The sequence below is a fragment of the Serratia quinivorans genome (assembly GCF_946227985.1).
Lineage (GTDB): Bacteria > Pseudomonadota > Gammaproteobacteria > Enterobacterales > Enterobacteriaceae > Serratia > Serratia quinivorans_A.
This window is the reverse complement of the sequence record NZ_CAMKGL010000001.1, coordinates 1,701,271-1,727,707: the sequence shown is the minus strand read 5'-3', so window position 1 is coordinate 1,727,707 and position 26,437 is coordinate 1,701,271. Positions and strand designations below refer to the sequence as shown.

25 protein-coding genes and 1 pseudogene are annotated in these 26,437 nt (G+C 55.3%); 15 read left to right on the top strand and 11 right to left on the bottom strand.

Going from position 1 to position 26,437, the window contains the following annotated elements; genetic code table 11:
• Position 1 precedes the first annotated feature (1 nt).
• Together OCH02_RS08140 and metQ are read right to left on the bottom strand one after the other, a co-directional pair.
• A complete protein-coding gene (locus OCH02_RS08140; protein WP_261430715.1) occupies positions 2-1,036 on the bottom strand; it encodes a TAXI family TRAP transporter solute-binding subunit in 1,035 nt (344 codons plus the stop codon).
• Positions 1,037-1,227: 191 nt separating this feature from the next.
• On the bottom strand, positions 1,228-2,037 hold the full coding sequence (metQ, locus tag OCH02_RS08135; RefSeq protein WP_261430713.1) for a methionine ABC transporter substrate-binding lipoprotein MetQ: 810 nt from the start codon (positions 2,035-2,037) through the stop codon (positions 1,228-1,230).
• Positions 2,038-2,321: 284 nt separating this feature from the next.
• Between metQ and OCH02_RS08130 the strand changes: the two genes are divergently transcribed.
• From OCH02_RS08130 to OCH02_RS08105, 6 genes and pseudogenes are all read left to right on the top strand, one after another.
• A complete protein-coding gene (locus OCH02_RS08130; RefSeq protein ID WP_261430712.1) occupies positions 2,322-2,840 on the top strand; it encodes a hypothetical protein in 519 nt (172 codons plus the stop codon).
• Between the two features lie 192 nt (positions 2,841-3,032).
• Positions 3,033-3,458 (top strand): universal stress protein, encoded by a 426-nt coding sequence (locus tag OCH02_RS08125; RefSeq protein ID WP_261430711.1) that lies wholly within the window; start codon positions 3,033-3,035, stop codon positions 3,456-3,458.
• Between the two features lie 200 nt (positions 3,459-3,658).
• Positions 3,659-3,742, top strand: a pseudogene (locus tag OCH02_RS08120) (hypothetical protein); the annotation flags it as partial.
• A gap of 124 nt (positions 3,743-3,866) precedes the next feature.
• Positions 3,867-4,181 carry an ArsR/SmtB family transcription factor gene (locus OCH02_RS08115; protein WP_261430710.1) on the top strand — a complete coding sequence of 105 codons (315 nt, stop codon included), beginning with the start codon at positions 3,867-3,869 and terminating at the stop codon, positions 4,179-4,181.
• The gene (locus tag OCH02_RS08110; protein WP_261430709.1) at positions 4,178-4,516 is read left to right on the top strand and encodes an SRPBCC domain-containing protein; all 339 of its coding nucleotides are present in this window, start codon (positions 4,178-4,180) and stop codon (positions 4,514-4,516) included. Before OCH02_RS08115 ends, OCH02_RS08110 begins: the two co-directional genes overlap by 4 nt.
• Before the next feature lie 44 nt (positions 4,517-4,560).
• On the top strand, positions 4,561-5,154 hold the full coding sequence (locus OCH02_RS08105; RefSeq protein WP_261430708.1) for an ATP-dependent Clp protease proteolytic subunit: 594 nt from the start codon (positions 4,561-4,563) through the stop codon (positions 5,152-5,154).
• Positions 5,155-5,240: 86 nt separating this feature from the next.
• Here the strand turns inward: OCH02_RS08105 and OCH02_RS08100 are convergent, their stop codons facing one another.
• Both OCH02_RS08100 and ychF read right to left on the bottom strand, forming a co-directional pair.
• The gene (locus tag OCH02_RS08100; protein WP_261430707.1) at positions 5,241-5,777 is read right to left on the bottom strand and encodes a dihydrofolate reductase family protein; all 537 of its coding nucleotides are present in this window, start codon (positions 5,775-5,777) and stop codon (positions 5,241-5,243) included.
• 124 nt (positions 5,778-5,901) lie between these two features.
• Complete coding sequence (gene ychF, locus OCH02_RS08095) at positions 5,902-6,993, bottom strand: redox-regulated ATPase YchF (protein ID WP_261122583.1); 1,092 nt, start codon at positions 6,991-6,993, stop codon at positions 5,902-5,904.
• 332 nt (positions 6,994-7,325) lie between these two features.
• On the opposite strand from ychF, the gene OCH02_RS08090 reads away from it, so the two are divergent.
• Positions 7,326-8,855, top strand: coding sequence for a SulP family inorganic anion transporter (locus tag OCH02_RS08090; RefSeq protein WP_261430706.1), 1,530 nt, complete (start codon positions 7,326-7,328; stop codon positions 8,853-8,855).
• Positions 8,856-8,894: 39 nt separating this feature from the next.
• On the opposite strand, the gene pth is transcribed toward OCH02_RS08090, so the two are convergent.
• Positions 8,895-9,485 carry an aminoacyl-tRNA hydrolase gene (gene pth / locus OCH02_RS08085; RefSeq protein ID WP_261430704.1) on the bottom strand — a complete coding sequence of 197 codons (591 nt, stop codon included), beginning with the start codon at positions 9,483-9,485 and terminating at the stop codon, positions 8,895-8,897.
• A gap of 313 nt (positions 9,486-9,798) precedes the next feature.
• Here pth and ychH point away from each other — a divergent pair, with 313 nt between their 5' ends.
• Entirely contained in the window at positions 9,799-10,077 is a 279-nt protein-coding gene (ychH, locus tag OCH02_RS08080; RefSeq protein ID WP_012006409.1) for a stress-induced protein YchH, read from the top strand.
• A 185-nt stretch (positions 10,078-10,262) separates the two neighbouring features.
• Here ychH and prs read toward each other — a convergent pair whose 3' ends face one another.
• The 3 genes from prs to lolB all read right to left on the bottom strand — a co-directional run bounded on the left by prs (position 10,263) and on the right by lolB (position 12,869).
• Complete coding sequence (gene prs, locus OCH02_RS08075) at positions 10,263-11,210, bottom strand: ribose-phosphate diphosphokinase (protein WP_012006410.1); 948 nt, start codon at positions 11,208-11,210, stop codon at positions 10,263-10,265.
• Between the two features lie 172 nt (positions 11,211-11,382).
• Positions 11,383-12,249 (bottom strand): 4-(cytidine 5'-diphospho)-2-C-methyl-D-erythritol kinase, encoded by an 867-nt coding sequence (gene ispE, locus OCH02_RS08070; protein ID WP_261430703.1) that lies wholly within the window; start codon positions 12,247-12,249, stop codon positions 11,383-11,385.
• Positions 12,246-12,869, bottom strand: a complete 624-nt coding sequence (lolB, locus tag OCH02_RS08065) for a lipoprotein insertase outer membrane protein LolB (protein WP_153857095.1) — start codon at positions 12,867-12,869, stop codon at positions 12,246-12,248. The genes ispE and lolB overlap by 4 nt, the downstream gene beginning before the upstream one ends.
• A 717-nt stretch (positions 12,870-13,586) precedes the next feature.
• Between lolB and hemA the strand changes: the two genes are divergently transcribed.
• The 6 genes from hemA to kdsA are packed head-to-tail and all read left to right on the top strand — an operon-like array spanning position 13,587 to position 18,947.
• Positions 13,587-14,849 (top strand): glutamyl-tRNA reductase, encoded by a 1,263-nt coding sequence (gene hemA / locus OCH02_RS08060; protein WP_012006413.1) that lies wholly within the window; start codon positions 13,587-13,589, stop codon positions 14,847-14,849.
• Positions 14,850-14,882: 33 nt separating this feature from the next.
• Positions 14,883-15,968, top strand: coding sequence for a peptide chain release factor 1 (prfA, locus tag OCH02_RS08055; RefSeq protein ID WP_261430702.1), 1,086 nt, complete (start codon positions 14,883-14,885; stop codon positions 15,966-15,968).
• Positions 15,968-16,804, top strand: coding sequence for a peptide chain release factor N(5)-glutamine methyltransferase (prmC, locus tag OCH02_RS08050; protein ID WP_261430701.1), 837 nt, complete (start codon positions 15,968-15,970; stop codon positions 16,802-16,804). The genes prfA and prmC overlap by 1 nt, the downstream gene beginning before the upstream one ends.
• A gap of 50 nt (positions 16,805-16,854) precedes the next feature.
• A complete protein-coding gene (locus tag OCH02_RS08045; RefSeq protein ID WP_261430700.1) occupies positions 16,855-17,253 on the top strand; it encodes a SirB2 family protein in 399 nt (132 codons plus the stop codon).
• A complete protein-coding gene (gene sirB1 / locus OCH02_RS08040; RefSeq protein WP_261430699.1) occupies positions 17,250-18,059 on the top strand; it encodes an invasion regulator SirB1 in 810 nt (269 codons plus the stop codon). Before OCH02_RS08045 ends, sirB1 begins: the two co-directional genes overlap by 4 nt.
• Before the next feature lie 33 nt (positions 18,060-18,092).
• Positions 18,093-18,947, top strand: coding sequence for a 3-deoxy-8-phosphooctulonate synthase (gene kdsA, locus OCH02_RS08035; protein ID WP_012006418.1), 855 nt, complete (start codon positions 18,093-18,095; stop codon positions 18,945-18,947).
• 48 nt (positions 18,948-18,995) lie between these two features.
• On the opposite strand, the gene dauA is transcribed toward kdsA, so the two are convergent.
• Together dauA and OCH02_RS08025 are read right to left on the bottom strand one after the other, a co-directional pair.
• A complete protein-coding gene (gene dauA / locus OCH02_RS08030) occupies positions 18,996-20,684 on the bottom strand; it encodes a C4-dicarboxylic acid transporter DauA (RefSeq protein ID WP_261430698.1) in 1,689 nt (562 codons plus the stop codon).
• Between the two features lie 230 nt (positions 20,685-20,914).
• Positions 20,915-21,400, bottom strand: coding sequence for a heme-degrading domain-containing protein (locus OCH02_RS08025; protein ID WP_261430697.1), 486 nt, complete (start codon positions 21,398-21,400; stop codon positions 20,915-20,917).
• Between the two features lie 200 nt (positions 21,401-21,600).
• On the opposite strand from OCH02_RS08025, the gene OCH02_RS08020 reads away from it, so the two are divergent.
• Positions 21,601-22,710 (top strand): GGDEF domain-containing protein, encoded by a 1,110-nt coding sequence (locus OCH02_RS08020; protein WP_261430696.1) that lies wholly within the window; start codon positions 21,601-21,603, stop codon positions 22,708-22,710.
• 23 nt (positions 22,711-22,733) lie between these two features.
• On the opposite strand, the gene mfd is transcribed toward OCH02_RS08020, so the two are convergent.
• Positions 22,734-26,216, bottom strand: a complete 3,483-nt coding sequence (gene mfd / locus OCH02_RS08015) for a transcription-repair coupling factor (RefSeq protein ID WP_261430695.1) — start codon at positions 26,214-26,216, stop codon at positions 22,734-22,736.
• Positions 26,217-26,437: the final 221 nt, after the last annotated feature.

Below are 26,437 nucleotides of genomic sequence, written 5' to 3'. Positions count from 1 at the left end.
CTTATCGATTGGCGGTCAGCGTCGCCGCTTCCGGTGGGATCAGATAGTCGGGCACGCTGACCCCGGCCTCCAGATAGTACTTGTAGGCGCCGACGTGCAGCGGGACCGAGATCCCTTTCAGCGCGTTCTCCAGCGAAATGTATTTGGCGGCGCTGTGCACCTGATGCACCTCCGGCAGGTTTTCAAACAGGGTTTTGGTCAGGTCATACACCAGCTTTTCATCAAGGCCATTGAGGGCCACCAGAATATTGGGCTGGGCGATGGTGGCCACCGCTTTGGCTTGACGCGGATAGGTATCGGCTTTGATATCAAAGCGGAACCAGGAATTGGCGATGGCATTGATGCTGGCCAGTTGTTCGTCGGTGACGTCGAGAATGCGTGAAGGCACGCCGCTGGCATACATGTCGGTTACCGCCGCCGCCGGGACCCCGGCGGGCAATGCGCCCCCGTCTAGCCTGCCGTCGCGCATGGCCGAAACGGTATCGCCGTAGCCCAGATACTCCGCCGTCAGCGATTTCTTGCTCAGGTTAACCCCCTGCAAAATGATCAGCGTCGACTGTTCGGTGCCGCTGGCCTGCGGCCCCACCGAGAAACGGGTCCCGGCGATATCGTTCAGCGTGCCGTCCTTCACTTTATTTTCCAGCATCACAAAGTGTTCCACGTTCGGCCACAGCATGGAGATTGAACGCAGGTGGCTGTAGGCACGGCCTTCAAAATTACGTACACCTTCATAGGCTTCGACGGCGATCAGGCTTTGCAGGATAGCCAGCTGCGCCTCATTCTTTTGCAGCAGGTCGATATTCTCGATCGATCCGGCAGAGGACTGCCCGCTGACCTGGATGCCGTTTTGCTTTAGGCGGTTGCTCCAGACGTTGGCCAGCCCAACGCCCATCGGGTAATAGGTTCCGCCGGTGGAGGCGGTGGCAACAGAGAGGAAGGTCTTGTCGGCATTTTCCACCTTGCCGGCTACTGCCAGTGCAGCGACGGCGGCCATCGCCCCCGCAATCAGTAACAGTTTGATTTTTCTATTTTTCATTATTTTCACCAAAGGTTTTTGAAACAAATAGAAAACATTTACACAAACTTGTATACAACATTGCAGCTTTTTTCACCTAGCGGGCAGTGTTCGATTTGTGATCTGGGTGGGTGAAAAACGAGCGAAAATATCGAGGGCATGAGGAGTGGAGGGCGAAACCCCGTGACGGTCGCCACGGGGTGAAGTGCGAATTACCAGCCTTTAACCGCGTCGCCCTTGTAGATTTCGGCGGCGCTGGCGGCAACCTCATCGGTCTGGTAGGCCTTGACCAGGTTTTTCACGTTTTCGTTGTTTTGGTTATCCACCCGACTGGCGAATATATTGACGTACGGCGAGTTCTTGTCCTCGACAAACAGCCCGTCTTTGGCCGGTGTCAGCCCAATCTGACTGGAGTAGTTGGTGTTGATAATTGCCAGTGCGATTTGTTTGTCGTCCAGCGCGCGCGGCAACTGTGGCGCTTCAATCTCAACAATTTTCAACTTCTTCGGGTTGCTGACAATATCCAAAGAAGTAGGCAGCAACCCGACGCCGTCCTTCAGCCCGATCAGCCCCTGTTTTTGCAACAACAGCAGTGAACGGCCAAGGTTGGTGGGGTCATTCGGCACCGCAACCTGTGCACCATCGGGCAGTTGGCTGAGGGAAGAGATCTTTTTCGAGTAACCGGCAATCGGGTAAACGAAGGTATTGCCCACCGCCACCAGTTTGTAGCCACGCTCCTGGATCTGTTTTTCCAGATAAGGCTTATGCTGGAAGGCATTGATATCCAGATCGCCGTTATTCAGCGCTTCGTTGGGCAGTACGTAATCAGTGAATGTCACCACTTCCACATCCAAATCGTATTTTTGTTTGGCAACTTTTTGCACTACCGCCCACAAAGACTGGTCGATACCGGCACTGATACCGACTTTGATGTGGTGGCTGTCTTGCGCGGTCGGCCCACAGGCGCTCAACAATAGGGTGCCGGTCACTGCCAGCGCGGCGGCGAGTTTTTTCAATGTCATTTCCCAGAGTCCTTGTCAAAATAGCCTGCTGGTTATAGCAGGCTGAATAGTGGCAGTGACTGTAGATAACCCTCTGACTAAAATAAAATACTGATTCACTATGATTAATAGCGATTTGCTATGAGTAACATCAGGCTGCGCGGCGATGACAGAAACCGGTATAAGGAGGGCGGTCGTTCAGGCGATATGTGCCCTGGCATTCAGTTTGTTTTGACGCAGGTTCCGCCCGCTTATTATGATGACGGCAAGCCCGACAGGGGCGCGAATAGTCAAAGGAAAATAAAATGCAATTTAACATCTGGCGCAAGGCGCTGCTGCCATTGGTGGTTTTGACTTGTGTATCAGCGACTCAAGTGCGGGCGGCGGATGCGGTGGTGGAACCTATCCCTAAAACGCTGCTGGGTAACTGGCATGTCAGCAAGATCTTGCCGACGCAAACCGTCGGTTGCTGGGACGAACAACAGGCCAAAAGCCTGATCGGCGGAAAAATCAGCTACAAGGCCGACGGTTTCAGCTGGAATGGCATTGAGTTGAAAAATGAAGGCGCCACCCTCAGCACGGTCGAGGCGCAGGAGTTTGTCGAAGACAATTCCGGCAGCAGTTCTTATATCGACTTCCCGATGCTGGGCATCAGCACGCCGGCGGTAGAACGGGTGATGATCCAGCATGCCGATACGCAGATCAAAGGCATTACCGATCAGGGCACCGACGGCGTGCCGGGAGACAATGTGCTGCAAAAAGACGCCAACACGCTGATCCTGTCGGTGTGCAACGTTTGGTTTGAAGTGCAACGCGTGCGTTGATCACCACGTTCTGGATTAGCCTGTTTTGCCCTCATTCGGTCAGCGTGATACGGCCGTATAGGGCAACGGGCTATTTTCACCTGATATCCCCGCCCGATCGCCGCATTTCTGAACTAAAATTAATCATAATGCTATAACTCTGAAGTTAGCGCAGACGCTGGGGTCTCTACTGAATCAATGACAGGAGGCGCTATGTGTTATCAACATATTGTTATCGCCACCGACCTGAGTGATGACGGCAAACGGCTGGTGGAAAAAGGCGCGCGCTTGGCCGCTGCGTTGCAGGCCAAACTTTCCCTGATTTACGTGGATATTTATTACGATACCTATCACGCCGCAATTGGTTTCTCGGAGAAGAGTTACGACGGTGGGTCTTTTGAAGAGAAGATCAAAAAAGAGCTGGAGCCGTTGACCCAAAACGTGAATTACCCGATCAACGAAGTGATTATTGGACGCGGTGATTTCACCGAGCAATTGCAAAATGCGGTGGTGGATAAAAGCATCGATCTGGTGATCTTCGGCCACCACCACGATCTGTGGAACAAGCTGTTTTCCTCTACTCAGCATGCGATCAACCAGTTGAACGTTGACGTACTGGTGATCCCGATTAAATCCTAGCCCGAGCGAAACCCCTGCCAGTTGGGCGGTCTGGCAGGGTAACGGCGAGATTAGCGGGTGGAAAAATCGTTATACAGCATATAAAGGTGAGCTGCGCTCCTGGAGGAATTCGGTGCACCCTGTTGCATAGCGGTCAGTGGATTATAGTTTTCGCGGATTGGCCCGTCGGTGAGCAGCGCGTCGGCGTGGTTGAAAAAGGCCTGATCATTGCCGAGTTCATTTCGTTCAACAAAAACGGCGAAGCCGGGGTGTATGCCTGGGTAAAAAGCGCTCTGGGCGTTCGCGGAGGAATTTTAAACGGCGGCTTAATCGGATAAGTGCCACTCCCATGATCCTCACACCTGCTCTTGGCTGACAATCTTCCCCGATAACCTTGCGCATTAGATAAGTGACGACTAATGTTTAGTCATGAATGAAAATGACATCTTCAAGGCGCTGGCGGATCCCACCCGCCGCACCATCTTCGAGAAACTGGCTGCTGGCGGCATGAATGCCAGTGCGCTGCGTGAAGGTATGCCGATTAGCCAATCGGCCATGTCCCAGCATCTGGCGGTGTTGCGGCAGGCGGGCCTGGTGTGTGAGGCACGACAAGGGCGTTTCGTTAATTATCAGGTGGACCCGCAGGGCCTGGCATTGATTGCTCAATGGCTGGACAAGTACCGTGCCTTCTGGCCAGAGCGCATCGATAAACTGAATATTTTGCTAAAGGACATGGATCAATGAACCAGACCGATGCTACCCCGCAGCCGCTAGTGCTGGAGTATTCACTCGATGCGCCGCCCGCAAAAGTCTGGCGGGCGATTGGCATCCTGGCATTGCGTGAACAATGGTTGCCAACCCGCGTATTGGCCGATGCCGAACCGGTTGCGGTGACGCCGGGCGCAGAGATCAGTTACCGGATGCGTGATGATCAGCCGCCGTTCCTTGAAAGCACCGTGACCTTGCAAATTTTGCCCACCGCCGCTGGCGGCAGCCTGTTACGCGTTATCCACCGGCTGGACGATGCCCGGCTGACGGCGGCGAACGACAGCGGATTGCACCTGATGCGCGCCGCCTGACGGCCAGCCTTTCCCATTCCACATCTGAAAACAGGAGTTCACCCATGCGTGAATCGATGCTGCTCGTCCCTATGGTGGTTGAACAGACCAGCCAGGGCGAACGTTCTTTCGACATTTATTCGAGATTGCTGCGTGACCGCATCGTTTTCCTGAACGGAGAGGTCAACGATCAGGTTGCCGAAGTGCTGTGCGCCCAGTTGCTGTTTCTGGAGGCCGAAAACCCGGAGAAACCAATCCACCTGTATATCAACTCGCCGGGCGGGGTGATCACCAGCGGTTTCGCCATCTATGACACCATGAATTACATCAATGCGCCGGTGCATACCCTGTGTATGGGCACCGCGCGTTCGATGGGTTCCTTCCTGTTGATGGCCGGGGAGGCGGGGCATCGCATGGCGCTGCCCAATGCCAGTTTGCATGTGCATCAGCCGCTGGGCGGTTTTCAGGGCCAGGCGTCGGATATTCTGATCCACGCCGAAGAGATGAAACGCACCAAGCACAGCGTCATCACGCTATATGCCAAACATTGTGGACGCAGCTATGAAGAGGTTGAGCGTGCGCTCGATCGCGACCGCTTTATGAGCGCCGACCAAGCGGTGGAATGGGGGCTGGTGGATAAGGTGCTGCGGGGACGGTGACAATGTATCGTCATGTTATCCGACAGGCTCAGCGTAGCGTTAGAGATCTCATCTCGTGTTGTGAGCCGGACGTCAGCGACGGTGGGTTATTGGGCCAACAGATAGTGGGATTGTACCAGGCCTGAAGGGAAGCTTCGGCTGGACAGTAATTTGAAATCTGCATCTTGGGGCATAGCACCGAACAAGGGTTTTCCTGATCCCAGTAGCACGGGCACCGTGGTGATCACCATATCGGTGACCAGGTTTTCACGCAAAAAAGACTGTATCAATTGCCCGCCATCGAGATAGACCCGATGAACTTTTTGTTCATCTAATTGCTCAATCAGATGCTTTGGCGCGAGCTTGGAGAAGCGTACTTTGCCTTCCAGGAGCCGGGGAACCGGCTCATTGGCCAGTTGTTTGGACAGCACCACGACGGGAAGGTCATAAGGCCAGGAGTCAAAGCTGAGAACTTTTTCAAAAGTCCCTCGGCCCATCACGATCATGTCTTTATCAGCGATAAAGGCGTCGAAACCATGGTCTTCGCTCGGGTCATCGCGTTGCAAAAGCCACTCGATGTCGCCATCTTGCCGCGCGATATAACCATCCAGACTGGTAGCGATAAAAACGTGTGTCGTGACCATTGAAGGCTCCTTATTTATACGCTGTAAATTATTGTCCTGGGGTGGAGCAAAATCAACAACACGCGTTAAAACAAAAAATCCACGCCTTGGCGTGGATTTTTGAGTCCGGTGCAGAAACCGAGGTTTAGACGTTGAACAAGAAGTTCATCACGTCGCCGTCTTTGACGATGTAGTCCTTACCTTCTGAACGCATTTTGCCGGCTTCTTTAGCGCCTTGCTCACCCTTGTAGGTGATGAAGTCGTCAAAGGCGATGGTTTGTGCGCGGATAAAGCCTTTCTCGAAGTCGGTGTGGATCTTGCCGGCGGCCTGCGGTGCGGTCGCGCCAACCGGGATGGTCCAGGCGCGAACTTCTTTTACGCCAGCGGTGAAGTAGGTCTGCAGGTTCAGCAACTCGTAACCGGCACGGATCACACGGTTCAGGCCCGGCTCTTCCAGACCCAGCTCGGCCATAAACTCGGCGCGGTCTTCGTCTTCCAGCTCGGCGATGTCGGATTCTACCGCGGCACACACGGCAACCACTACCGAGCCTTCGCCCGCAGCAATTTCGCGCACTTTATCCAGGTATGGATTGTTCTCGAAACCGTCCTCGTTGACGTTGGCGATATACATGGTTGGCTTCAGCGTCAGGAAGCTCAGGTAGCGGATGGCTGCACGGTCTTCATCGGACAGATCCAATGCACGCAGCATGCCGGCATTTTCCAGCTGCGGCAGGCATTTTTCCAGTGCGGCCAGTTCGGCTTTTGCGTCTTTGTCGCCGCCTTTGGCTTTCTTCTGCACGCGGTGGATGGCACGTTCGCAGGTGTCCAGATCGGACAGAGCCAGCTCGGTGTTGATCACTTCGATGTCGTCAGCCGGGTCAACCTTGTTGTTCACGTGGATGATGTTGTCGTTCTCGAAGCAGCGCACCACGTGGCCGATAGCTTCGGTTTCACGGATGTTGGTCAGGAACTGGTTGCCCAGGCCTTCGCCTTTGGACGCGCCTTTCACCAGGCCGGCGATGTCGACGAATTCCATGGTGGTTGGTAGGATGCGTTGGGGTTTGACGATCTCGGCCAACTGGTCCAGACGCGAATCGGGCATCGGCACCACACCGGTATTAGGTTCAATGGTGCAGAACGGGAAGTTGGCTGCTTCGATACCCGCTTTGGTCAACGCGTTGAACAGGGTGGATTTGCCTACGTTAGGCAGGCCGACGATACCGCATTTGAATCCCATGTTGTTATCACCTTAAATATCTTAACTATCAGCCGGTTAGGTTTAACCCACTGCATAAAGGACGAAATAATGGCGCCATTATACACGTAATGGCCGTTTTTCTCGATCTGGCTGTGTGCTGCGGGCAAATGCAGGCACGAAGCCGGTTTTTGATTGAGATTTGGATCACATTTACACATACTGACACTTCTGATTAACCTATGGGAAACGCGCCGGATGCACTTCTTGCCCAGTCCACCCTGAGTTGCCCCCCTTCTGAGGTTTACCGCGCCATGCGGCTCTGTTTCCCGTCCTGCGGGAATGTTTTTTTATCTGTCAGAAGTGAATAATCCATGTTTAACCTGAACAATTTCAGGCTGTCGACCGTCAAGAACGAGGTGCTGGCGGGTTTTGTAGTGGCGGTTTCCATGATCCCCGAAGCGGTCGGCTTTTCTTTGGTCGCCGGACTTTCCCCGATCGTTGGACTGCACACGGCTTTTATTATCGGTCTGGTGACCGCCCTGTTTGGCGGCAAACCGGGCATGGTATCGGGCGCGGCCGGTTCGATAGTGGTGGTGCTGATGAGCCTGGCGGCGCAGCACGGGATGGCCTATGTGTTATGGGCGACGATTTTCGCCGGGGTTATCCAAATCCTGATCGGTGTTTTCCGGCTGGGTAAATTTATTCGTTTGGTGCCGCTACCGGCGATCCACGGCTTTGTGAATGGCTTGGCGATTGTCATTATGCTGGCGCAGCTGCATATGATCGCCGGGCAGGGGCTGCTGATGTACGGGCTGGTGGCGCTGGCGATCCTGGTCGTAGTGCTGTTCCCGCGACTGACCCGGGTGATCCCGGCTTCGTTGGCGGCCCTGATTGTAGTTTCCGCGCTGGCGATTGGGTTCAACCTGCATACCTTGCGGGTCGGCGATCTGGCGGATATCTCCGGTGCCTTGCCACATTTTAGCCTGCCGATGGCTCCGTTCAGCCTGGAAATGCTGAAAGTGGTGCTGCCGTATGCGCTAGTGATCGCCTTGGTGGGGTTGATTGAGTCGCTGCTGACCATGACGGTGCTTGACGAAATGGGCGGCAAAAAGGGCAATGGCAATCGCGAGAGCATCGCTCAGGGCGCGGGCAACGCCATTTGTGGCCTGTTTGGCTGCTTTGCAGGCTGCGCGATGATTGGCCAGTCGATTATCAACTTCACCTCGGGTGGGCGCGGACGTATTTCCGGCGTCGTTGGCGCGATACTGCTGATCCTGTTTGTTGTCAGCCTGTCAGCCTACATAGGCCTGTTGCCGGTAGCGGCACTGGCTGGGGTGATGCTGGTGGTGTGTTACAACACCTTTGAATGGAGTTCGCTGCGCCGCTTGCGTCGGATGCCGAAGACCGATGCGCTGGTCATGCTGCTGGTCACGGTGATCACCATATTTACCGATCTGGCGATGGCGGTGATCAGCGGAGTGATTATCTCGGCGCTGGTGTTTGCCTGGCAGCAAGCGCGCATTCGTGTGCGTCAGCATCAGGTGAAAGAGGATGTTGCGGTGTATCAACTGGACGGGCCGCTGTTCTTTGGTTCTGCCATGGCCTTTGCCGAGCTGTTTGAGCCGAAAAACGATCCGCAAAACGTGGTGCTGGATTTCGCCGGTACCCGGGTGATGGATTCCAGCGGAGTGGAAGCGATTGATAAGCTGACGGCACGTTATTTGGCGGCGGGAAAAACCATTCGGTTGCGCCACCTGAGCGGTGACTGCGTGCGTCTGTTAAAACAGGCCGGTCCGTTTTGCAGCCATGAACTGGACGATCCACACTATTACGTGGCGGAAGAAGGCTATCAGACCGACGATGTCAACGTCGGTGAGGAAACCTTCACGCTGCGAACCTAAGCGAGTCTGCAGCGGGCGTGATGCCCGCTGCAATCACTATCAGGCCTGCGCCTTAAAACTGTGCAGACGACGAACGGTTTTCTCCAGGCCTTCGGTCAGCAGGATCTCCGTGCAACGCGCGGCTTCATCGATCGCTTCATCAATCATTTTTTGCTCACTGGCCGGTGGCTTGCCGAGCACGAAACCCACCACCTTGTTTTTATCGCCCGGATGACCAATGCCAATGCGCAAGCGATAGAAGTTCGGGTTATTGCCGAACTTGCTCTGAATATCCTTCAGCCCGTTGTGCCCACCGTTGCCGCCACCCAGTTTGATTTTTGCAACACCCGGCGGAATATCCAGCTCGTCGTGCGCGACCAGAATTTCGTCCGGCTCAATGCGGTAGAAATTGGCCATCGCCAGTACGGCTTTGCCACTGAGGTTCATAAAGGTGGTGGGTACCAGCAGCCGAACGTCATTGCCGGCCAAATTCAGTCGGGCGGTGTAGCCGTAGAATTTGCTCTCTTCCTTCAACTGCTGGTTATGGCGCTGGGCCAGTAAATCGACGTACCAGGCGCCGGCGTTGTGTCGCGTCTGGGCATATTCAGCGCCCGGATTCGCCAGGCCAACTATCAATTTAATACTGCTCACTGGGAGATTCGCTATGATCGGGATAATGGAAAGGGCATTAGTCTACCTGCCTGCGCTGCGAATGACAAAATCCTGATGCCGGGCATGGCGTTGGTGGGCTGATATCAACAACGCGGTGAGTAATTCATTAGCGGAATCATTCAGTTTGTTAACTAATTAGTTGCTTACAGTAAAGTTCTGTCATGCTTTCTTTACCATTTGTGATCGCCTACGCAATCACCTTGTCGGGCCAGGGTCTATACTTAACTTATCAAAGTGGGTTAACCATTTACTGAGTTACCCTGGTTGGCAAATGGCACTATGGAGGTGGCATATGAAACGTAGAAACGTGAACAAAATGGGCAACTTTTTTATGGGGCTGGGGCTGGTAGTCATGATCTTCGGCGTTGGATACAACATTCTTGCTGAAGTATCGCAGTTCAATTTGCCGCAGTTTTTCGCCCATGGCGCCATCATGAGTATCTTCGTCGGCGCACTGCTATGGCTGGTCGGTGCACGTATCGGCGGGCGTGAGCAGGTGGCGGATCGTTACTGGTGGATAAAACATTTTGATAAACGGTGCCGAAACGACAATCATCGTTCGTCACATTGATTAAAAAAACAAAAGGGAGCACGCGTTACGGCAAAGGAGAGCTGCCGCGCATTAAGGTCTAAGGTCATGTTTGACTACCCGTAGAAAACCCGTTGTTGCTGATGCACCAACGGGTTTTTCTTTTTCTGCCAGCGGGCAATCAATCGATCCGGCACGGCAGGGCGCCGCACCGGAAAAAGCACTGATTAATGCTCGAACATCGCAGAGATTGACTCTTCATTGCTGATACGACGGATGGCTTCAGCCAGCATGCCGGATAGCGTCAGAGTGCGCACGTTTTTCAGTGCCTTGATTTCTGCAGACAACGGAATGGTGTCGCAAACGATCACTTCATCAATCACCGAGTTCCTGATGTTTTCCACCGCATTACCGGAGAAGATCGGGTGGGTCGCGTAGGCAAATACGCGCTTGGCACCACGTTCTTTCAACGCTTCAGCCGCTTTACACAAGGTACCACCGGTGTCGATCATGTCGTCAACCAGCACGCAGTCACGGCCTGCCACGTCACCAATGATGTGCATCACCTGGGAAACGTTCGCACGTGGGCGGCGTTTATCGATGATAGCCATATCGGTATCGTTCAGCAGTTTGGCGATAGCGCGGGCGCGCACTACGCCACCGATGTCCGGGGAAACCACGATTGGGTTCTCCAGATTCTGTTGCAGCATATCTTCGAGCAGGATCGGGCTTCCGAACACGTTATCTACAGGGACATCGAAGAAGCCCTGGATCTGTTCAGCGTGCAGATCTACCGTCAAGACGCGGTCAACCCCAACGCTGGAGAGGAAGTCGGCGACAACTTTAGCGGTGATTGGCACACGAGCAGAACGCACGCGGCGATCCTGGCGGGCATAGCCGAAATAAGGGATAACAGCAGTAATACGACCTGCGGAGGCGCGACGCAGAGCATCTACCATAACAACCAGTTCCATCAGGTTATCGTTGGTAGGGGCACAGGTGGACTGGATGATGAAAATATCACCGCCGCGTACATTTTCGTTGATTTGCACGCTCACTTCGCCGTCGCTAAAACGACCTACTGCGGCGTCACCAAGGCTGGTGTACAAACGGTTGGCAATACGTTGTGCTAGTTCCGGGGTGGCGTTACCAGCAAAAAGCTTCATATCAGGCACGAGAAGAACCTCAGGCATGCGTCCAGAGAAGATATTGTCATTCGGCCTCGCTAAGGGGCAGTTAGCGACGCCGGCGCAATATCATACGGGTGTGTAAAAAAACAATTTGAAACCGCAGCGGCGCAGGGATGACAGGGCCAGGTGTGAGCGACTCTGCGCAGCGAAACGAGAACTACGGTTCAATCTGCCCGGAACGAATGCGATGTAGTGGAGAGACGTTAACGCCACGCGCTACAAAACCACGTATCCACTCCGGGGCTTGATTTAACACCTGACGGGCGGCGGTTTCTGTGTCGAATTCAGCAAACACACAAGCACCTGTGCCAGTCAGGCGTGACGGCGCGTATTCTAACAGCCAAGAAACAAGCTGTTCAACCTCGCGAAAACGTTTTCTTGCTATCGGTTCGCAATCATTTGCGTAAGTTGCCTGCAACAGCACATTTAATGGGCGAACCGGGGTGTCTCTTTTTAAATCGGCATCGCCAAAAATAACCGGAGTCGGGATGCTGACACCCGGGTGGGCTACCAGATACCACTTTTCCTGCGGATTGGCAGGTTGCAAACGTTCACCAATGCCCTCGGCAAAGGCGGCATGGCCGCGAACGAACACCGGAACATCGGCCCCAAGGGCCAGCCCCAGTTCCGCCAACTGTTCGTCGCTCAAACCGCAGCGCCACAGGTCATTGAGCGCCACTAACACCGTGGCGGCGTTGGAGGAACCGCCACCCAGTCCGCCCCCCATCGGCAGACGTTTATCGATGCTGATGTCGGCACCGCGCGGGGCGGTGTTTAGCCCGTGACGATCGCAATGCTGTTGTAGCAGACGGGCGGCGCGGACGATCAGGTTTTCCTCATCCGGCACGCCGGCCACCGGGGTCAGCAGATGGATGCGGTCATCCTGCCGTACGTCGATGGTCAGCGTGTCGCCGTAGTCCAGAAACTGGAACAGCGTCTGCAGCAGGTGGTAGCCGTCTTCGCGTTGGCCGGTAATGTACAAAAACAAATTGAGTTTAGCTGGCGATGGCCATTGACGGATCATTTCAGCGTCCAATCGTCCATTTTCAGTTTGATGCGTTGGTCACCCTGTTTCAGTTCCAGGCGGCTCGGCAACTGAGGCTTGAGGCTGTTGTTGTAGTCCTGGTAATCCACGGTCCAGGTCTGGCTACCTTGCTGATAGGTCAGCGAGTTCAGGCGATATTGGTCATCGAGCTTGAAGTCGCCGGCTTCACCCGGCAGGCCGAGCATCCACTGGCGCAGGTTGTCCAACGGAATGGCCATGCCGGTCAGCTTGCGGATCATCTCTTCGGCATTGTCGCTGACATAGCGTTTGCCCTGGTTATCCGTCAACTGCACTACGTTTTTCTGTACGTTGAGGTCAAGCTCGGTACTGCCAAGCGGGTTGGTCAGCAGCAGGCGATAACGGTCGGGCGAATACTGTTGCCAGAAGAAGCGGGCATAGACTTTTTTCTGATCTGACAGGTAGGCGAAAGAACCACGGGTCTGATACTGACTCAGCTGTTGCACCGCTTGTTCGTGGGCACGCCACTGCGGCGACGTCGGGCTGGTGGCCGGGCCGGTCGGCTTGGTGGTAGTACAGGCAGCCAGCACCAGGCTGGCCAGCGGGATCAGGCGGAGCAAACTAACTTTGCGGATTGGCATAACTTTCTCTTGTCCTTTTGTCCTTGCGGGCACGCACAGCGAAACCAGAGTATCGGTATTTACGCTAGCGGGGCAACGCCGGCTCGTCAATTTTTTGCTGCATCGCGTTGAAACTTCCCGGCTTTGTCACCGCTCTCGGGCGCGGGGCCAGGTGCGGTCTTCGCTGATAAGATTAACACAATCACTCCAGCGTGCTGCTGTGGGCGCAAGAATATCTCTGGGGCCGGGTGTTGCTGCCGTTGGTGTTTAGTTGATGTAGCGTTCTGTAATATTGCCAGAATCTATCGCCGTGGGGAGAACCGAAGGTTATGAAGCTTGCCGTTCGAATCGTTATTTCGCTGTTATGTTTTGCGGGTTCGGCATTTTTTTACCTGCAGGCGAAGCATGTTTTTTGCCAGCAGGTTTCCTTCATTTTGGATCCGACCTTTCGTTGTGGCACTTTGGGCTGGTAAATGCCGGATATTTGATCGCTATCCTCCGACTCAGGTCTGTCAGTTTTACTCAATACTGTGCGGAATATCGCATACTGCACTAAAATTCAGTATGTTATGTCGTCAAATTATTCTTTATCTTGCTGTATTTATTACTGATCGCTCATTGATGCTGTCTATTTCAGCGATTGGACGGAAGATGCGGTTGTGCCTTTTATTGAGCCCGCGCATCAAGTAGAATGCCGTTCAACGAGAACCCGTACCAAAAGAAGTATTACTCGAAGCAATGACCCTGCTGGCGTTAGGTATTAATCACAAAACCGCTCCGGTTTCTCTGCGTGAAAGGGTGACCTTCTCCCCAGAGTCTATCGAACAGGCGCTAACCAGCTTGCTCCAACAACCGTTGGTGCAGGGCGGTGTCGTGTTGTCTACCTGCAACCGTACCGAGCTGTATCTTAGCGTGGAGCAACAGGAACATATTCACGAACAGCTGGTCTCCTGGCTGTGTGAGTACCACCACCTGCGCCCGGAAGAGGTGAGTAAAAGCCTGTACTGGCACCACGGCAACGAAGCCGTTAGCCACCTGATGCGCGTGGCCAGCGGGTTGGATTCACTGGTGCTGGGCGAACCGCAAATTCTCGGGCAGGTGAAGAAAGCCTTTGCCGAATCCCAACGCGGGCAGTCACTGTCCGGCGAGCTTGAACGTCTGTTCCAAAAATCCTTCTCCGTCGCCAAACGCGTACGTACCGAAACTGAAATCGGCGCCAGTGCGGTATCCGTGGCCTTTGCCGCCTGTACCCTGGCACGCCAGATATTCGAATCCCTTGCCGAACTGAATGTCCTGTTGGTAGGTGCCGGTGAAACCATTGAACTGGTGGCGCGTCATCTGCGGGAGCATAAAGTACGGCATATGATTATTGCCAACCGTACCCGAGAGCGCGCCCAACTGCTGGCGGACGAAGTCGGCGCAGAAGTGATCACCTTGCCGGAAATCGACGAACGCCTGGCGGACGCCGACATTATTATCAGCTCTACTGCCAGCCCGTTGCCGATCATCGGTAAAGGCATGGTGGAGCGAGCGCTGAAAGCGCGCCGCAACCAGCCCATGCTGCTGGTAGATATTGCCGTACCGCGCGATATCGAACCGGAAGTGGGCAAGCTGGCCAACGCCTATCTATATAGCGTGGACGATCTGCACGCCATCATTCAGAGCAACCTGGCGCAGCGCAAGGCCGCGGCGGTGCAGGCTGAGTCGATCGTCCAGCAGGAAAGCATCAACTTTATGGCCTGGTTGCGCTCGCAGGGCGCAGTGGAAACCATCCGCGACTACCGTTCGCAGGCCGATCAGATCCGCGCGGAAATGGAAGCCAAAGCTCTGGCCGCCATTGCGCAGGGCGCGGACGTGGAGCAGGTTATCCACGAGCTGGCCCACCGGCTGACCAACCGTCTTATTCATGCCCCTACCAAATCCCTCCAACAGGCCGCCGGCGATGGCGACGTGGAGCGGTTGCAATTATTACGCGACAGCCTCGGGCTGGATCAGCATTAGTTTTCTCTTTATTAACAGGGTTTAATACCACGCATGAAGCCTTCTATTGTTGCCAAACTGGAAGCGTTACAAGAGCGCCATGAAGAAGTGCAGGCGCTGCTCGGCGATGCCGGCGTTATTGCCGAGCAGGATCGGTTCCGCGCGCTGTCGCGCGAATATGCACAGTTGACCGATGTCAGCCGCTGTTTCCTTGAATGGCGTAAGGTACAAGACGATCTGGCCACGGCAGAGATGATGCTGGATGACCCGGAAATGCGCGAAATGGCGCAGGAAGAGTTGAAAGACGCCAAGGTGGCAACGGAAGAACTGGAGCAGCAATTACAAGTGCTGCTGTTGCCGAAAGATCCGGATGATGAGCGCGATTGCTTCCTGGAAGTGCGTGCCGGTACCGGCGGTGACGAAGCGGCGATTTTCGCCGGCGATCTGTTCCGTATGTACAGTCGCTATGCCGAAACGCGTCGCTGGCGCGTCGAGATCATGAGTGCCAACGAAGGCGAACACGGCGGCTATAAAGAAGTGATTGCCAAGGTGTCTGGCGACGGCGTTTTTGGCCAACTGAAGTTTGAGTCTGGCGGCCACCGCGTGCAGCGCGTGCCGGAAACCGAGTCGCAGGGTCGTATTCATACCTCCGCCTGTACCGTGGCGGTGATGCCGGCGGTGCCGGAAGCCGAACTGCCGGAGATCAATGCCGGCGATCTGAAAATCGATACCTTCCGTTCCTCCGGTGCCGGTGGCCAGCACGTTAACACCACCGACTCGGCGATCCGTATTACCCACTTGCCGACCGGCATCGTGGTGGAGTGTCAGGACGAACGTTCACAGCACAAAAACAAGGCCAAGGCGATGTCGGTGCTGGGGGCGCGTATCCGCGCTGCCGAAATGGCCAAGCGCCAGCAGGCAGAGGCATCAACCCGTCGTAATCTGTTGGGTACCGGTGACCGTTCCGATCGCAACCGCACCTACAACTTCCCGCAGGGGCGCGTGACCGACCACCGCATCAACCTGACGCTGTACCGTCTGGATGAGGTGATGGAAGGCAAGCTGGACATGCTGATCCAACCTATTGTGCAGGAATATCAGGCCGACCAGCTCGCCGCGCTGTCCGCTGAGCCCGAGTAATGGATTATCAATCCTGGCTGAAGGCGGCAGTTGCCCGGTTGACGCAGAGTGACAGTGCCCGGCGTGACGCGGAAATCCTGCTGGGTTTCGTGACCGGCCGGGCCAGAACCTTTCTGATGGCGTTTGGCGAAACTTTGCTGACGCAACAACAGCAAGAACAGTTGGAAAGGCTGCTGGCGCGCCGCGAGCGTGGCGAACCGGTGGCTTATCTGATTGGGGAACGCGAGTTTTGGTCGCTGCCGTTGTCGGTCTCACCGGCCACCCTGATTCCGCGTCCGGACACTGAATGCCTGGTGGAACTGGCGCTGGAGCGCTTGCCGTCATCTTCTTGCAACATCCTCGATCTCGGCACCGGCACCGGTGCCATTGCGTTGGCGCTGGCCAGCGAACGTCCGGACTGCACCGTGACCGGCGTTGATTTACAACCTGAAGCCGTAGCGCTGGCGCAGCACAACGCGCAGAAGCTGGCGATCGGCAACGCACAATTTCTTCAGGGCAGTTGGTTTGCGCCGGTGACCGGCCAGACTTTTGCCCTGATCGCCAGTAATCCTCCGTACATCGACGCCGCCGACCCGCATCTGGCGCAGGGCGACGTACGTTTCGAACCCAGCAGCGCGCTGGTCTCACAGCAGCACGGCTTGGCAGATTTGTCCGTTATCGTGCAGCAGGCACCGCAGTATCTGCAGCCACAGGGCTGGCTGCTGCTGGAACACGGTTGGCAGCAGGGCGAAAGCGTGCGCGCATTGCTGCAGGCCGCCGGTTTTATTTCGATCGCAACCCGCCGTGACTACGGTGATAACGATCGCGTGACTTTTGGCCAATGGCCGCAGCAGTGACCGAGAACTAACAAAAACAAAGCACACGGCGAATACAAAAAGGAAGCAATATGGCAGTCTACTCAGCGTTAAAACATCTGCATCTGTTGACAGTCACCATCAGTATTGTCTTGTTTGTATTGCGATTTTTCTGGAAGTGGCGAGACTCGGCGATGATGAACAAGCGCTGGGTGAAGATAACGCCGCACATAAATGATACGGTACTGTTCGCCAGTGGTATTGCGTTGGTGGTGATGTTCAAGTTTTACCCGCTGCTGGGTATGGACTCATGGCTGACCGAGAAGCTGTTTGGCGTTATTATCTATATCCTGCTTGGCTATGTCGCATTGGGCAAGAAGACCAAAAGTAAGAACCTGCGCACCCTGGCGTTTGTGCTGGCGTTGGGCTCTCTGTACCTGATAATTAAACTTGCCACGACGAAAATACCCTTTCTGATGGGATACTTATGAGTAGCATTGCTGATTTTGAATTTAACACCGCGCTGCTGAGCGCGGGCGTGATCCTGGTTTCGCAGTCCGTGCGGCGTGATTTCCCTACCGCCGAAGTCGAACGTAAGCTGCAGCAACTGGTCGACGACGCACGTGCGGCGATGCCAAAGGGTCTCAGCCAGGAACAGCAACTGGACGCACTCATTGAACTGTTCTTCAAAACCTGGGGTTTTGGCGGCGCCGGCGGTGTGTATCGTCTGTCCGACGCGATTTGGCTCGACAAAGTGCTGGAAGGGCGGCAGGGCACGCCGGTTTCCCTCGGCACCATTTTCCTGCACATCGCCGCGCATCTGGATTTACCGCTGCTGCCGGTGATTTTCCCCACTCAGTTGATCCTGCGGGCAGATTGGCTGGATGAAGAGATGTGGCTGATTAATCCGTTGAACGGCGAGACGCTCAACGAACATCAGCTGGAAGTGTGGATCAAGGGTAACCTGGGTCTGGGCGCCGAGTTGGAAGACGATGACCTCGATGAGTCAGAAAACGTCATGGTGGTGCGTAAGATGCTTGATACGCTGAAAGCCGCCCTGATGGAAGAACAACAGATGGAAATGGCGTTGCGTGCCAGCGAAACGGTGTTGTGCTTCGATCCGGATGACCCGTACGAGATCCGTGACCGTGGGCTGATTTACGCCCAGTTGGAATGCAACCATATTGCTATTTCCGACCTCAATTATTTTGTCGAACAGTGTCCTGAAGATCCGGTCAGCGAAGTGATCAAAGTACAGATCCACTCGATTGAACCGAAACAGGTCACGCTGCATTAATTCATTTGATTTAACATCAACAAAGGCGAAAGCATGAAACAGAAAGTGGTTAGCATTGGTGACATCAACGTAGCGAACGATCTGCCGTTTGTGCTGTTTGGCGGTATGAACGTACTGGAATCGCGCGATCTGGCGATGCGCATTTGCGAACACTACGTCACCGTGACGCAAAAACTGGGTATCCCTTACGTTTTTAAAGCCTCTTTTGATAAAGCCAACCGTTCTTCCATCCACTCGTACCGTGGTCCGGGCCTGGAAGAAGGGATGAAGATCTTCGAAGAAATCAAAAAGACCTTCGGCGTGAAAACCATCACCGACGTGCATGAAGCTTCACAGGCGCAGCCAGTGTCCGAAGTGGTTGACGTGATCCAGTTGCCGGCATTCCTGGCACGCCAAACCGATCTGGTAGAAGCGATGGCGAAAACCGGTGCGGTGATCAACGTCAAGAAACCTCAGTTCGTCAGCCCGGGCCAAATGGGCAATATCGTCGACAAGTTCAAGGAAGGCGGTAACGATCAGGTGATCCTGTGCGATCGCGGCAGCAACTTTGGTTACGATAATCTGGTGGTCGACATGCTGGGTATCAACGTGATGAAAAATGCCACTGGCGGTCATCCGGTGATCTTCGACGTGACTCACGCCCTGCAGACCCGTGACCCGTTTGGCGCCGCATCCGGCGGCCGTCGTGCGCAGGTTGCCGAACTGGCACGTGCCGGTATGGCGGTTGGCCTGGCTGGGCTGTTTATTGAAGCGCACCCAGAGCCGAACAGCGCCAAGTGTGATGGTCCGTCCGCGTTGCCGCTGGACAAGCTGGAGCCGTTCCTGGTGCAGATGAAAGCCATCGACGACCTGGTGAAGAGCTTCCCAGAGCTCGATACCAGCAACTAAGCCGGTTTTCTCGTAGTAAAAAGCCCGACTTGTCGGGCTTTTTGTTTTTTAGGCGTCTAGGTCGGCCAGGGCTTCGGGTAACGTTGCGTAGAAATGCAGTTTCCCCTCAATCGGCTGTACCCGCGCTCGTGCCAGCGTTTTCAACGGCTGGAACGGCATATCGGTGATCGCCAATTGCTTGCCAGGCGGCAGCGCTTCGATAAAGCGCTGTAGCGCATCCAGGCCACCGGCATCCAGTACCGGTACCGCATCCCACTGCAAGACAATCACGTCATAACGTTCACTGCGCACCAGCAACTCGTTAAAAATGCGTTCGGCGGCGGCGAAGAATAATGGACCGTTCACCCGCAGCACCAGGCGGCCATTTTCGGCGCTCAGTTCGCTCAAGCGTGTCATGCGTGCAATGCGGCGCATAAACAGCAGCGAAGCCAGCACTATGCCTACGGTAATGGCAATCACCATATCAAACAGCACCGTCAGCGACAGGCACAGCAGCATCACCAGAATGTCGTCTTTCGGTGCCCGCCTCAGCAGATAAACCACCTTATGGGCTTCACTCATATTCCAGGCCACCATCAGCAGCAGCGACGCCATTGCCGCCAGCGGTAGCCAGGACAGCCAGGGGGCCAATACCAGCAGCGCCAATAGCACCAGCAGTGCATGGATAATGGCAGATACCGGCGAAGTGGCCCCGGCACGCACGTTGGCCGCGGAACGCGCAATGGCGGCTGTGGCGGTTATGCCGCCAAAGAACGGTGCGATAATATTGCCCGCCCCCTGGCCGATAAGCTCGGTATTGGAGTTGTGTTTCTTGCCGGTCATGCCGTCCAACACCACGGCGCACAGTAGGGATTCAATTGCGCCCAGCATGGCCATAGAGAATGCCGCCGGTAGTAGGGCGGAAATGGTCTGCCAGCTCAGCGCCATCGGCTTGCCGTCCCCGGCAGGCAGATCCCATGGCAGCATCAACTGCGGCAAAATGGGCGGGATGCCCTGGCCCTGCGTGCCGTCGGCCAGCAGGTAGCTGAAACGAGAGCCAATGGTTGCCACCGGGTGGTCAAACAGCGCCAGAATGCCCATCACCGCCGTGCCTGCCAGCAACGCCGGCAAATGGCCCGGCACCTTCAGGCCAAGTTTCGGCCAGAATATCAGGATCAACAGGGTCACCGCACCGATCAGCGTATCGCCGATATCCAGCGTGGGCAGCGCCTGTAGCAGGGCATAGACCTTGCCCACATAGTGTTCCGGCACCTCTGCCAATTGCAGACCGAAAAAGTCCTTCACCTGCATGGTGGCGATGGTAATGGCAATACCGGAGGTGAAGCCCAGCGTCACCGACAGGGGAATATATTCAATCAACCGGCCGAAACGTGCCAACCCCATGAGCACCAAAAACAGCCCGGAAAGCAGGGTGGCGATCAACAGACCAGAGAGGCCGAACTGCTGTGAAACCGGATACAAAATCACCACGAAGGCGGCGGTAGGCCCGGAAACGCTGTAACGCGAGCCGCCGCTAATGGCGATCACAATCCCGGCGACCGCCGACGTGTACAACCCATATTGGGGAGGAACGCCGCTGGCAATCGCCAGCGCCATTGCCAGGGGAATGGCGATAATGCCAACGGTAACGCCGGCGATGGCGTCTTTTAGCAGGCGTTGCAGGGAATAGGGATCTCGCCAACAGGCATCAATCAGGGCGCTGAACGGCCGAATGCCGTTAATTTCATGCGTTTTCATCTGGGGTGTAAACCAAGTCTATAAAAGAGAACGGAATGGCGGGCCGGTTGCGGTCCGTCTCGAATAGCTGATAGACACCATACGCCAGTTGTGGCGGTGATTCCTAGATATACATCAATGCGCTGCGTGAAAATGAAAGTATAATCTTTCAAAACAGTAATTAATATCAGACGGCAGGCTGGTCGCGACTCTGGCGGCCAGCCTAAGGAGAATAGCGTGAGTTTTATCGCTTAATGCACTGCCGGCAGGGATAAGCCGAGAAAGTGGGCCAGGGTGCTGACCAGCAGATTATGATCCTCGAGCTGCGGCGAGCCGGAAATGCTGATGGTGCCGATGCAGCCGAGCCCGGCTAAATTAATCGGAAAGGCACCGCCGTGCGCCGAGTAGTCGCGTACGCTCAGTCCATAGCGCTCTTCCAGCGTCGATTGGCGTTGCTGCAGACGCAGGCCGATAGCGTAAGAACTTTTGTGGAAGTGATTCACCAGGTTGCGTTTACGCCGTACCCAGTCCGCAATATCAGGCGTGGTGCCGGGCATGGCATAATAAAACAGCGTTTGCCCGGCAAGCTGGATCTCGATGGCGATGGACAGGCGGCCCCGTTCTGCAGCGGATTTCAATGCCGATCCCAGTTCCCATGCGGTGTTATGGTCAAAGTGACTGAAGGTCAACGTCGCTTCCTGTTTGGTCAGCGCTTGCAAATCATCATCGATATTCATAGTGGTTGCTCCTCTCTAGGTGACTAACAGACTATCCTGAACCGGGCTGGTGGGATAGATACCTTGGAAATAACATAGAACTGCTAATCTATTATTAATCTGAGTAATATGTTCCATGCCGAAATGGATGAGACAGGGATTGGTGCTCAATATTTATTGCTTAATCACCCTGTAATTTCCGCGGAGCATAGCGAATATTTATGACTTACGTTGCGTCAATGCCCACTCTTTATAGCGACGCTTGCATCACCTACGCCACGCTGTCGGTCAGCTATGTTGCCCTCAGCAAAAATGCTCCTTTTTCATATCAGTCAGAAGCATGGAAACGCCTGATTTTTGGCCTGCTGGCCGGGATGGCGATACTGTTTCTGAACGAGGATCGGCTGGAGTTGATTGATAACGTCCATTACAGCTTCGTGATGATCCCAATGATATTGGTGACCTTCTTTGGCGGTGCGCTCAGTGGAATGGCGTGCTATCTGATGTTATTGGTTGTGAGCGGCGGGTTTACCGTCGATAACCTGTTTATCGGCTCGATCATCATTCCCTTGTTGCTGTCGCGGGTCTGGTTGAAAAAGTCGAACCGGGTGTTCTATCTGACCATAGGTCTGATTGCGTTATACCGCATCCTGGTGGTTTTGTTTTTGGTCGATATTCGTACCTTGTGGCTGGACGCGTTGCTGTATCAGGCCATTTCCGCCCTGTGCCTGGCGATTTGCTACCATGCGCTGAACTTCAAGGAGCGGCATATCCACGCCTATTTCGCCATGCGCGACAAGGCCACCACCGACAGCCTGACCCATCTTGGTAACCGTGCCAGCGTCGACTATCGCCTGATGTTGCAACATGCACAACGGCGTCCCTGCGGGTTGATGATCCTCGATCTGGATAATTTCAAGCGTATCAATGATACCTATGGTCATTTGGCCGGGGATCTGTTGCTGACCCAGATGGGACAGTTGTTGCAAAACAACGTGCGCAGCGAAGATTTTGTCGGTCGCTATGGCGGCGAGGAGTTTATGGTGATCACCGCCAGCTATGATCCGAAGATTATCGGTGGGGTAGCGGAACGCATTCGTCACAGCGTGGAGACAACGATATTTTTGCTCGATGGAGGCCACGAAACACAGATCACCGTTTCTATTGGTGCCTCACTGTATTTGCCCGGTATGGCGATAGATAAAGCGATAGAGGTGACGGACGAAGCCCTGTATGAGGCCAAGCGTGGCGGGAAAAATCAGGTGGTTTGCAGCCGGCTGATGCCGTTTTCGCCCCTGGGGGCGGCTTTCGGCAGCAATAACCCCTCCTGATTAACTCAGAAGGGGTTATTGGCTCAGGCTGCCAGCGTATGCTCGCGGAATGCGGTCAATAGCTCTTCGGTAAACTTCAGGCGTTTCTGGCGATCGGTCAGATCCAGCATAAACTTCAGCTTGCTCGGCCCATCCAGGCGATAGATCTGCGGATTGCTTTGCAATAGCCCAATTAAATAGCCTGGGTCGACCTTATTTTTTTCGCCAAACTCAATGAACCCACCGCGTTCATTACCTTCGATGCGCTTGATGCCCAGTAACTGCGCATGTTGACGCAGCGCCGCGCTTTGCAGCAGATTACGCGCCGGATCCGGCAGCAGGCCAAAGCGGTCAATCAGTTCCACCTTCAACTCTTCGAGTTCACCGTCGTTTTTCGCGCTGGCGATGCGCTTATAGAACGACAGGCGAGTATTGACGTCTGGAATGTAATCGTCCGGCAGCAGGGCCGGCATGCGCAGCTCCACTTCGGTCTGGTTGCTGGTGAGATCCTCCAGCGAAGGCTCGCGTCCGTTTTTAAGTGCGTCCACCGCGCTTTCCAGCAGTTCCATATACAGCGAGAAACCCACGGTGGTCATCTGGCCGCTCTGGTCTTCACCGAGCAGTTCGCCTGCGCCACGGATCTCCAGATCGTGGGTGGCCAGGGCAAAGCCGGCACCCAGGTCTTCCAGTGATGCAATGGCCTCCAGGCGTTTATGGGCGTCGGTGCTCATGGCTTTAGGGGGCGGCGTCAACAGATAGGCGTAGGCCTGATGGTGCGAACGTCCGACGCGGCCACGTAGCTGGTGCAGCTGCGCCAGTCCGAAGCGATCGGCACGCTCGATGATAATGGTATTGGCACTGGGAATGTCGATGCCGGTTTCAATAATGGTGGTGCAGACCAGTACGTTAAAGCGCTGGTGGTGGAAATCGTTCATCACCCGTTCCAGATCGCGTTCACGCATTTGACCGTGGCCGATGGCAATACGCGCTTCCGGCACCAATTCCGACAGTTTGGCTGCGGCTTTTTCGATGTTTTCAACGTCATTATACAGGTAGTAAACCTGGCCGCCGCGCAACACTTCACGCAGGATCGCCTCACGTACCACCAGGCTATCGTACTCACGTACAAAGGTTTTTACCGCCAGGCGGCGGGCCGGTGGGGTGGCAATAATCGACAGGTCGCGCATGCCGCTCATGGCCATATTCAGGGTGCGCGGGATCGGCGTCGCGGTCAGCGTCAGAATATCCACATCGGCACGCATTGCCTTGATGCGTTCTTTGTGGCGCACGCCGAATCGGTGTTCTTCATCGACGATCAGCAGCCCCAGATCTTTCCAGCGCAGGTCGCTCTGCAGCAGTTTGTGAGTGCCGATGATGATATCCACTTTGCCGTCGACGGCATCGTCCATCACCTGTTGCTGTTCCTTGGCACTGCGGAAGCGCGACATCATCTCAATGCGGATCGGCCAGGTGGCGAAACGATCGCGGAAATTGTCGAAATGCTGCTGCGCCAGCAGGGTGGTTGGCACCAGTACCGCGACCTGTTTACCGTTCTCCACCGCCAGGAAGGCGGCACGCATCGCCACTTCGGTTTTGCCGAAGCCGACGTCACCACATACCAGACGGTCCATGGCCAGTGGCTGGCACATGTCACTCAGCACGGCGTTAATCGCCTGCTCCTGGTCCGGGGTGGTCTCAAACGGGAAGGCCTGGCAGAACAGTTGATACTGTTCGCGGTCATGTTTAAAGGCGAAGCCGGTTTTGGCGGCGCGCTGGGCGTAAATATCCAGCAGTTCTGCCGCCACGTCGCGCACCCGCTCGGCGGCTTTTTGCCGTGCACGCGACCAGGCATCACCGCCCAGTTTGTGCAGCGGCGCGTTTTCATCTGCACCGCCGGCATAACGGCTGATCAGATGCAGCGAAGAAACCGGAACGTAGAGTTTATCCTCACCGGCGTAGGACAGGATCAGGTATTCGGCCTTGATGCCACCGGCTTCCAGCGTGGTCAGGCCAACGTAACGGCCAACACCGTGTTCCAGATGCACCACCGGCTGGCCAGGGTGCAGCTCCGCCAGATTGCGGATCAGAACATCGGTATTGATGGTGCGACGATTGTCCTGTCGACGGCGACTGACGCGTTCACCGAGCAGATCGCTTTCGCAGATCAAGGCCCGGTTGCGCATGCCGTCGAGGAAACCGCGCTCGGAGGCGCCGACCATCATGTAACGGCCCGCCGACTCGGCCTGATCGAGATGCTGGATCAGTGAAGGGCGGAGTTTGATACGGCCGAGCAGATCCTGCAGGGTTTCACGGCGCCCCTCGCTTTCGACCGAGAAAATAATGCTGCCGTCGAAGCTTTCAATAAAATGGCGCAGGCTGTCCAGTGGCGCTTTCTGCTGGGCTTGTACCGCCAGATCCGGCAGTGTGCGGTAATCCAGATTGGTGTTACCGGCTTTGGCAGGCAGCTCTTCGGTTTTCAGCGCCATGCGCGGCCAGGCTTTCAGTTCACCAAACAGTGTATCAACCCGTAACCACAGGCTGTCCGGTGCCAACAGCGGACGCATAGGATCGACGCGGCGACTCTCATAGCGTTGGTTGACGTCCTGCCAGAAGCGTTCGGCGGCGCTCTCCAGATTACCGGTATTGACGATCAGCGTGTTGTCCGGCAGGTAACTGAACAGCGAAGGCAGTGGCTGGCTGAAGAATAGCGGCTGCCAGTATTCGATACCGGCCGGCCAGGTGCCTTTGCTGACCTGCTGATAAATATGTTCGGCGTCGCGGCGCACTTCAAACTGCTCACGCCACTGGCTGCGGAACAGCTCGATGGCATTTTTGTCGGTTGGGAATTCATGGGCCGGCAACAGGTTGATGGCATCGACTTCGCTGAGCGTGCGCTGGTTGTCGACATCAAAGGTGCGCAGGCTGTCGATCTCGTCATCGAAGAAATCGATGCGGTAAGGTTCTTCGCTGCCCATAGGGAACAGATCAAGCAGGGCACCGCGGGTGGCAAACTCACCATGCTCCATCACCTGATCAACGCTGCGGTAGCCGGCCTGCTCCAGTTGAGCACGCAGCTTGTCGCGCGACAGGCGCTGGCCTTTTTTCATCACCAGCGCGTGGCCGTGCAGGAATTCGTGCGGGCAAACGCGCTGCATCAGGGTATTGACCGGCAGAATGATCACGCCGCGCACCATGGTCGGCAGATGGTACAGGCTCGATAGACGGGCGGAGATGATTTCCTGATGCGGCGAGAAGCTGTCGTAGGGCAGGGTTTCCCAGTCGGACAGCGTGGTGACCATTTGATCGGTAAACTGCTGAATTTCGTCGCGCAGACGCAGGGCATTTTGCATGTCCGGGGCGATCAGCATCACCGGCCCGTTGTGACGTTCGACAATCTCGGCGCATTCCACGGCACAGGCCGAGCCGGTCAGTTGCCCCAACTGGCGCAAATCGCCCGCGCGCTCAGGCAGGGAATAACGGGAGGATGAAGAAGAAGCAGAACGGTTACGGTTATCGGAGATGCTCATGAAGGTATCTTTAATCAATGTGTTAAATTTCGCCCTGGCACAAATCACGCTGCGCCTTTACCCGGTAATACTAGCCCACTGGGCAGTAAACTGACACAGGTAAAAGCGCGATATCCGTCGTCTTTCAAGTTGCAGCGTCGTTAGCGTCACTCAATTACCCCAGCTGTAACCACTCGCTTTCGAAATCCCACCAACTCGTATTTATCCGCTTTTGGGGCGCG

Bases quoted from the DNA above. Each gene is read 5' to 3' on its own strand.
- OCH02_RS08105 (WP_261430708.1), top strand. From the start codon at position 4,561: ATGCGTGAATCGATGCTGCTCGTCCCTATGGTGGTTGAACAGACCAGC.
- OCH02_RS08130 (WP_261430712.1), top strand. From the start codon at position 2,322: ATGCAATTTAACATCTGGCGCAAGGCGCTGCTGCCATTGGTGGTTTTG.
- prfA (WP_261430702.1), top strand. From the start codon at position 14,883: ATGAAGCCTTCTATTGTTGCCAAACTGGAAGCGTTACAAGAGCGCCAT.
- ychF (WP_261122583.1), bottom strand. From the start codon at position 6,993: ATGGGATTCAAATGCGGTATCGTCGGCCTGCCTAACGTAGGCAAATCC.
- OCH02_RS08100 (WP_261430707.1), bottom strand. From the start codon at position 5,777: ATGGTCACGACACACGTTTTTATCGCTACCAGTCTGGATGGTTATATC.
- OCH02_RS08140 (WP_261430715.1), bottom strand. From the start codon at position 1,036: ATGAAAAATAGAAAAATCAAACTGTTACTGATTGCGGGGGCGATGGCC.
- mfd (WP_261430695.1), bottom strand. From the start codon at position 26,216: ATGAGCATCTCCGATAACCGTAACCGTTCTGCTTCTTCTTCATCCTCC.
- OCH02_RS08115 (WP_261430710.1), top strand. From the start codon at position 3,867: ATGAATGAAAATGACATCTTCAAGGCGCTGGCGGATCCCACCCGCCGC.
- hemA (WP_012006413.1), top strand. From the start codon at position 13,587: ATGACCCTGCTGGCGTTAGGTATTAATCACAAAACCGCTCCGGTTTCT.
- lolB (WP_153857095.1), bottom strand. From the start codon at position 12,869: ATGCCAATCCGCAAAGTTAGTTTGCTCCGCCTGATCCCGCTGGCCAGC.
- OCH02_RS08020 (WP_261430696.1), top strand. From the start codon at position 21,601: ATGACTTACGTTGCGTCAATGCCCACTCTTTATAGCGACGCTTGCATC.
- ispE (WP_261430703.1), bottom strand. From the start codon at position 12,249: ATGATCCGTCAATGGCCATCGCCAGCTAAACTCAATTTGTTTTTGTAC.
- kdsA (WP_012006418.1), top strand. From the start codon at position 18,093: ATGAAACAGAAAGTGGTTAGCATTGGTGACATCAACGTAGCGAACGAT.
- OCH02_RS08025 (WP_261430697.1), bottom strand. From the start codon at position 21,400: ATGAATATCGATGATGATTTGCAAGCGCTGACCAAACAGGAAGCGACG.
- dauA (WP_261430698.1), bottom strand. From the start codon at position 20,684: ATGAAAACGCATGAAATTAACGGCATTCGGCCGTTCAGCGCCCTGATT.
- OCH02_RS08045 (WP_261430700.1), top strand. From the start codon at position 16,855: ATGGCAGTCTACTCAGCGTTAAAACATCTGCATCTGTTGACAGTCACC.
- ychH (WP_012006409.1), top strand. From the start codon at position 9,799: ATGAAACGTAGAAACGTGAACAAAATGGGCAACTTTTTTATGGGGCTG.
- metQ (WP_261430713.1), bottom strand. From the start codon at position 2,037: ATGACATTGAAAAAACTCGCCGCCGCGCTGGCAGTGACCGGCACCCTA.
- OCH02_RS08090 (WP_261430706.1), top strand. From the start codon at position 7,326: ATGTTTAACCTGAACAATTTCAGGCTGTCGACCGTCAAGAACGAGGTG.
- OCH02_RS08110 (WP_261430709.1), top strand. From the start codon at position 4,178: ATGAACCAGACCGATGCTACCCCGCAGCCGCTAGTGCTGGAGTATTCA.
- sirB1 (WP_261430699.1), top strand. From the start codon at position 17,250: ATGAGTAGCATTGCTGATTTTGAATTTAACACCGCGCTGCTGAGCGCG.
- prmC (WP_261430701.1), top strand. From the start codon at position 15,968: ATGGATTATCAATCCTGGCTGAAGGCGGCAGTTGCCCGGTTGACGCAG.
- OCH02_RS08125 (WP_261430711.1), top strand. From the start codon at position 3,033: ATGTGTTATCAACATATTGTTATCGCCACCGACCTGAGTGATGACGGC.